The sequence below is a fragment of the Pantoea sp. UBA5923 genome, assembly GCF_002431095.1.
GTDB lineage: Bacteria > Pseudomonadota > Gammaproteobacteria > Enterobacterales > Enterobacteriaceae > Pantoea > Pantoea piersonii.
On record NZ_DJDN01000061.1, the window covers coordinates 1 to 7,021 of the forward strand.

The window sequence follows — 7,021 nt, forward strand, 5'->3', positions numbered from 1 at the left end:
AATTGGCAAACATATCCGCTTCTCCCTTAGCCCATGTGAATCTGTTTGGCGTCAACCTTGGTCAGCGACGTGCTGCTGATCAGGGTGTTGCGCGAATGGAGCCGGGTGAACTCTTCGGTTTTGACATCAAGCTGGCCTGCGCGAACCTGTTCGCATTGTGCGGTTTTGCGCAGCAGCCGCTGGCTAAACTGGCTGAGGCTCTCCCAGACGCTTTCACACTGTTTGCCGAAGAAGCGGCCGACGCTGATCCAGGCGGAAACCGACTGGCCGCGATAGCGCAGGCTGCCGATATCGCACTCGCCCTGTGCGGCTTTCAGGCTGAACTGCTGGCTGCTAAGCGTGAGCGCGCCGCCGCAGGCGAGATGCAGATCGCTGCCGCAACCAAGCTGTGCCGTCTGTTCGGGCTGCGCCCGCTCCAGCACCGCCAGCAGCCAGAGCTGATGGTTAAGATTGGCCAGCAGCACCCGGTCTCCCGGCTCCGGCGTCAGCAGGCAGCTGGCGGCGCGCTGCGCGCGCCAGCGACGTCCCTGCAGCTCCACCTCGACGCTGTTGTCGGCCAGCGGGGCGACCACAGCGCCCTCCGCCTGCGCAGGCAACCGCAGCGGCATGGAGAGGGTGTTCTCTTTTTTGCTCATAGCGAACTCTCACAATCGACGAAAGGGAATGGCGCGAAACAGGGGAGGCGCGGCGTAGTAGTTTTTCCTGCGCCGACGCTGTTATTTCCACGCGCATCGATAACAGCGTGAATAGCCGCTTTTTTCAGAGACTGACGGCAAATAAAGGCGATTCTTTCTGCTGCAAAGCCTGTCGGGGCGAATAAACTGCACGTTAAAAAGAGACGCATAGAAGAAACAATAACCCTCAGATAATATATTTTAATTTTCTACCGGCAATAATAAGGTGCAAACGCTCTCGCCAGAGAAAATAGAGGCGTGGCGCATAGGCAATGTTCTTGATGCGAAAAAGCTTACTAAATAAATACACTAACCGGGGAACATATTTACATTATTCACTGGCACCTGTGAAGATGGGAATACTCTTAATAAATAGCCCTTAAAAATATTCATATAAACTTAATTTAAATGTCATAATCAAAGCTCTGCTTGCCATTCTAATTAATAAAACCATTTAAATCAACTAATTATAATAATATGAATCCTGTTGAAATAGTATAATAAACATCTGACTAACGCCGTACTCATGACAGCACTTTGAAAAAGACATTAATTTTTTAAAATAGAGCCCAACTCAGATGCAATATTGCGCAGCGAATAACTGGAAATTATTAGCATAGTTTCCGTTGTTAATTATACCCGTCACTGACTAATGAATCTTTTCCACTTTCTGTCATAAATATTTAATCCATGCAATGGGGAAGACGGCCTGAAAAAACAGACCGCTTTTTCCGTTGTCAATAATAAATACTGACTTGTGAGATTTTTCTATAAGCAAAGATGCGCAAAATAATAATTAACGCTGACGACTCCACTCTTCCGCTGCAAACAGCGCTTCATCTCGTTCAATAATACCGCTGCGCGAGGTGAATTCGCTCTGGTGCGTGCTGGCGCGGTGGAAGCGGGTGTGCCTGAACTGCGCGTCGTTAAACTGCGCTTCATCCATTTGCGCCCAGGTGCAGTCCGCCCAGGTCATATCGCAGCGCTCGAAACGCGCCTGAATGGCGCGGCTGCGTGCCAGTACGGCGCGCTGTAGATTGCTGCGGCTGAAATCACAGCCGGTCAGAATCGCGTCGGCAAAGTTAGCCTGAGCAAACTGCGCGTCGCGGCAGTCACAGCCGGTCATATCGGCGGCGTTAAACAGCGTCTGCTGCGCCTGAACCTGCGTCAGCCTGGCCTGGCGTAGCGACAGACCGCTGAGATTGCACTGGCTCAGGATCGCCTGGTGGAAGCTGGTGCCGTCCAGCTGGCTTTGCGTAAACTGGCACTGGTTAAACGCCACGCCGTCCAGCGTTTGCAGCCGCAGGTCGCAGGCGAAAAAGGTCGTGAGCGAAAAGCGTCCCGCGCTAAAGTCTGCCTGGCGCATGTCGGCGTTCATAAAGGAACCCTGTTCGCACCAGCACCCGGCAAGCTGGAGCGTTAAATTCCCCAGATCGCTGAAGCCGCATCCCTGCAGTGCGGCGTGCTGAAAATCGCTGTCGCTAAGCGAGCCGCCCAGGAACTGCGTGCCGATCTGCGCGCTGGCGTCGAACTGACTCTCTTCAAGCTGGCACTGGCTGAACAGACACTGGTAGAGGCCGCAATCGCTGAAGCGCGCGCCGGTCATAACGCACTGGTTGAACAGCGTCTCCTCTAGCCTGTTGCCTGAAAAATCGCTGCCGCGCAGGCAGCAGTCGCTGAAGCGCGTCTCATGCAGATTGCAGTCAATCAGGCGTGCGCCGGTTAAGTCGACCTCGACAAAAGAGCCGCCGGAGAGATCGCGTCCGCTGAAGTCCAGGCCCTGCAGCCCGACCTGATAGATCATCTCGCCGTGTTGGATGGCGCGCTCGACCGCCTCAGGCGTCATCTCATTCACGAATGCTCCTCGTCGCGCTGCGGCGCGGTTTTCATGCCGTTAAGCCAGGCCTCTTCGAAGCGCGTCGTCGCATCGCGCGCGCTAAGCGAGAGGTCGGCGCGGAACAGGTTGCAGCCGCTGAAATCACATCCCTGCAGCTGAGATTTTGAGAAGGAGGCGCCGATCAGGTCGCTCTCCGCCAGCGTCGCCAGCGTCAAATTCGTACGGGTAAACTGGCACTCCCTGGCCTGCATCCGCCGCATATCCGCCTGCGTGCAGTCCGCGCCGCTGAGGTCGCTGTTGATCAACGTGGCGCGGGAAAAGTTCGCCTGCGCCAGCCGCGTTTCGCGCAGATTGCACTGCGTCAGCGTCGAGCCGCTGAAGTTGGCGCGGATCAAAGCCGTATCGGAGACAAACAGCGAAGTATGCAGCTGCGCCTGATGAAAACAGATTTCCGGCGCCTGACAGTCGACGAAGCCCACCGCCGTCAGGCGCGCCTGTTCGAAACTGAGCGCCAGCAGATGGCATTCGACAAAGTAGACCTTGCGCAGCGTGGCGTGACTGAAGTCAAGCGCCTGCAGCGTCAGCTCGCTGAAATGGACGTTGAGGATCTGCGCATGATGAAAGCGGCAGTGTGCCAGGCTCGCCTGAGTCAGCATTACGTCACTGAGGGTGGCGCGATCGAAAACGCACTGTTCCAGCATCAGATCCCAGCACTCCGTCTCGCTGAAGACTGAATCGCTAAAGTCGGCGTAACAGCACTGGGCCAGGGCGAGGCTGGCGTTATCGAAGGCGCAGGCGCGGGCTGAGCAGCGATGCAGTTCTGCCCGCGTCAGCACAGCGTTGCTGAACAGGCTGCCGTCGAGCTGGCAGTGGCTGAAATCAACATTCTCCAGCAGCGCGCCGCTGAAGTCGGTGTTGCGCAGGTCTAGCCCTGACAGATCCGCGCCGGTGAGATCCATCTCGCGGCAGTCGCCATCGCGCGCCAGCATCGCCTGACGCATCTGCGCCGACCGCGCGGGCGTCAGGCGATCGGGTGCGCTCAGCTGATGAGCGTTAAAGCGGTAGCTGTCACGCAGCGCCTGAGAGCTGAACGCTCGCTGGCGATCGTCCATCGGCTGCTGCTGCGCGTTCTCGTCAAACGCGGCGCGCTGGCTGCGGTAGGTCTCTATCGCGGCGGCCGGTCTGGCCGCGGGCGGGGCCAGCGCCTCTTCCTGCTGGTAGCGCGTCATCATCTGCGCCAGCTGCTGCTGCGCGGCGCGATCCTGCGCGTCGATATAGTCATGCAGATCTTCCAGCGGCACCGTCGGAACGCGCGGTCGGGTGGGCGCCAGCGCATCTATATCCATCCCGCTGCCGCTGTGCGCATGTTGCAGCTGCTGGCGCTGCGCCGTTTCCCAGCGTGCAAGGTTGCGATCCGCCGGGCCGGGGGGCGGCTCAGGCTCGTCATCCTCAATAGCGCTGCCCGGGGGCAACAGCTCGCCGTCGCGTAACCCAAGCAGCACCGAGCGTTCGGGGTCGCTGCGTTGCCGCATGATCTCTTCATAGGCTTCGCGCGAGCGCGGCTGGTGGATCGACTCGAGCGCTGCGACCGTGGTGAGCACCTCTGCGGCGTCATCTTCGCGGATCGCCAGTTCGCCATGCCAGATCATCACAATACATTCCAGATGAGGGAAAAAGTGCAGCGTCGTGGCGCGCAACGGGATCTCTTCAAACGCCTCGCCGTGGGCATGCTGACGCAGCACGAAACAGCGTGCCTGCCACGGCGGCAGGCATCCCTCAAGCAGCGGTTTATCTGGGTGCATATTTTCAATGCGCCAGGCGGCGGCGGCGGGGAGGGCGTCGCGATCGTCCCAGCGCTGATCCGCATCGCCCTGGTTAAACAGGCATCGGTCGGCATCGCGGGCGAAGCCAGGATAGTCATGCGCCAGCCAGGCCTCGTCAAAGGCGCTGCCGACGTGCCGCAGGCGACGCGGCGCGCTTAACGGCACCGCGTTAAAGCTGGCAGGAAGCGCGCCCGCGCCGGGCTGGATCGGCTGCGGCGCGGCCGCCTCGACGTTGGGTATCGCCTTGCCCAGCGGATTCTCGCTGTCGCCTGCGTCGCCCAGCGTATGTTGCCAGTCGAGCGGCATCTGCCTAAAAGGCTGCGGCGCGCTGAGGCCATCCTCCCGCCGCTGGCGATCGCCGTAAACGTGCAGCGTTTTTTCCTTATCCGCGACCTGGATGCGAGCGATGCAGTGCGACGCCGCGCCGCCGGGCGGAAAGGCAAAGCCGCTGGCAAGAAACTCCGGGTACGGTTTAGGCAGGCCGTGATCGAGCACGCCATCGGGCGACTGCAGCGCCTCTGGCAGCATGTTCCATAGCGCCTGCTCGGTCAGCAGTCGCGGCAGCGCATCCATATTTATCATCGCCATAACGGCGACGCCGAGATAGTGCTGGCGCTGCCAGCGAAAGGGGCGCGGTAACAGGCCCAAGTGGCGCGGTTTTATGATTTTCATAGCAGCGGCTACGCGCCTTCTCCACCGGGTGTTGATTGACTAGATCGCGCCGTGTGGAAGCTCTCCTGAGAGGCGTTACTCGCCTGCGAGGCATTACCGGTCTGAGAAGCGTTGCCTGCCTGCGAGGCATTACCAGCCTGAGAGGCATTGCCGGCCTGCGAAGCATTGCTCGCCTGTGAGGCGTTACTCGCCTGAGAAGCGTTGCTCGCCTGGGAGGCGTTACTTGCCTGTGAGGCATTGCTCGCCTGGGAGGCGTTACTCGCCTGTGAGGCATTGCTCGCCTGCGAGGCGTTACTCGCCTGTGAGGCATTGCTCGCCTGGGAGGCGTTACTCGCCTGTGAGGCATTGCTCGCCTGCGAGGCGTTACTCGCCTGAGAAGCATTGCTCGCCTGTGAGGCGTTACTTGCCTGAGAAGCGTTACTCGCCTGTGAGGAGTTACTTGCCTGAGAAGCGTTGCTCGCCTGCGAGGCGTTACTCGCCTGAGAAGCGTTACTACCCTGAGAGGCGTTACTCGCCTGCGAAGGCGGTCGCGAACCGGCGGCGTTTTCGTTGCTCTTTCCTTTCCATTTCATTTTCGCTTTCAGCTTGTTCAGCTGGCTGGTCACCGTCCGTTCCTCCGGCGTTGCCGGCAACGCGCCACCGCCGCCATTCATAATCGAGATTAAAGAGGCGAAGACCAGTTGCCGGTTCACCTCTTTGATCTCATTGACGTTCTTTTTTATCTCAGAATAGGTTTTGGCGTGCTTCACCCCGGTGACCTCCATGGATAAGCCTTTGGCGGTGAATTCCGTTGTCGTCGCCTGCAGGCTGCTGACGGCATTGATGGTGCCGTTAACGCCATTAATGGTTAAGGCGATGCCGTTGGTGGTGAAGTTGGCGCCGCTGATGGTGTAGTAGTTGCCGCGAATGCTGTGTTTCTGCGTCGGCGCGCTGGTGCTTAAAGTATCTTCGCTCTGAATGTAAACCTGTCCGGGCGACCAGACTTTTATCGCGTCATCGCCCGTCCTGGCGGAGTAGATTTTTACCGCGTCGTTGGCGGAGATATTCAGCTTCTTCGCAGCGTGCAGATCGACTGACTGTTCGCCTTCGGTGTCGTCAAAGGTGAGGAAATTGCCGTCGTTAACATCCTGACTGCCGAGCGTACGCGTCCAGATGCCGCTCTTAGCGTAATTCCACTCGGCGGCGCTCTCCGCCGTTACGCTGTCACCGCTGGCAATATCGCTGCTGCTGGCTTCCGTCACCAGATGTTCGGAGATCGGCAGGGTCTGCAAATCGTTATAGACTCGCCCGGTCACCACCGGCGTATGGGGGTCGCCGTTAATAAAATCGACCACCACCTCTTCGCCAACGCGCGGGATCTGATACGCGCCATACTGGCTGCCGGCCCAGCCGCTTGAGACGCGCAGCCAGCAGGAGTGAAGCCGGGTTTCATCTTCCGCCCTGAACCAGCGGAATTTAACCCGCACGCGCCCATACTGATCGGTGGAGATATGTTCGCCGTCGCCTTTGCTGGCGTCGCTGGCTTTGATGACCACCGCCGTTTGCGGGCCGGTGGTACGCGGCCAGGGCGTGATGCGCGCCGGACGCCAGACCACCGTCGCCGGAATGACGCAGAAGTCGAAACGATGGATATTGTGGTCTTGATCGTTACTGGCGTAGCTGTTCTCTTCCAGATGGTAATCAACCCGGGTAAGCAGAAAGGTTTTTCCTTCATCGGCGGCGCGCGGCGCCATACAGAGCGTAAAGGTGTAGCCTGGCGCCAGGCCGAACGCATCGCCCGCGCCTTCGATTTGTTGCTGGCGCGCGCCATATTCCTGCTGGCGGATCTGGGAATAGTCGTTCCCCTCTGACTGATGGGGATAGCGTCCCGGCCACTCGGTGATTTTGGTGTTTGCCGGCGAGCGGGCGTCGGCGATCTGCGTCGTGGCGGAGAGGTCGGCGTTCGACTGCAGATAGTTATAATCATCATGGCTGTAGAGGCTGGCCGACACCGACGCGGACGCCTGCCAGCTGTT

4 protein-coding genes are annotated in these 7,021 nt (G+C 59.1%); all 4 read right to left on the bottom strand.

Annotated features, from left to right (window positions below):
- Window positions 1–26: 26 nt before the first annotated feature.
- Window positions 27–635 (bottom strand): DUF3540 domain-containing protein, encoded by a 609-nt coding sequence (locus B3797_RS14605; protein ID WP_311791448.1) that lies wholly within the window; start codon window positions 633–635, stop codon window positions 27–29.
- An 835-nt stretch (window positions 636–1,470) separates the two neighbouring features.
- Window positions 1,471–2,520, bottom strand: coding sequence for a pentapeptide repeat-containing protein (locus B3797_RS14610; protein ID WP_311791451.1), 1,050 nt, complete (start codon window positions 2,518–2,520; stop codon window positions 1,471–1,473).
- Window positions 2,521–2,525: 5 nt separating this feature from the next.
- The gene (locus B3797_RS14615; RefSeq protein WP_311791449.1) at window positions 2,526–5,006 is read right to left on the bottom strand and encodes a DUF2169 domain-containing protein; all 2,481 of its coding nucleotides are present in this window, start codon (window positions 5,004–5,006) and stop codon (window positions 2,526–2,528) included.
- Between the two features lie 8 nt (window positions 5,007–5,014).
- On the bottom strand, window positions 5,015–7,021 hold a 2,007-nt coding region (locus B3797_RS14620), incomplete at its 5' end, for a type VI secretion system Vgr family protein (RefSeq protein WP_311791450.1).

Coding starts and splice junctions, on each gene's coding strand:
- B3797_RS14605 (WP_311791448.1), bottom strand. CDS start 635: ATGAGCAAAAAAGAGAACACCCTCTCCATGCCGCTGCGGTTGCCTGCG.
- B3797_RS14610 (WP_311791451.1), bottom strand. CDS start 2,520: ATGACGCCTGAGGCGGTCGAGCGCGCCATCCAACACGGCGAGATGATC.
- B3797_RS14615 (WP_311791449.1), bottom strand. CDS start 5,006: ATGAAAATCATAAAACCGCGCCACTTGGGCCTGTTACCGCGCCCCTTT.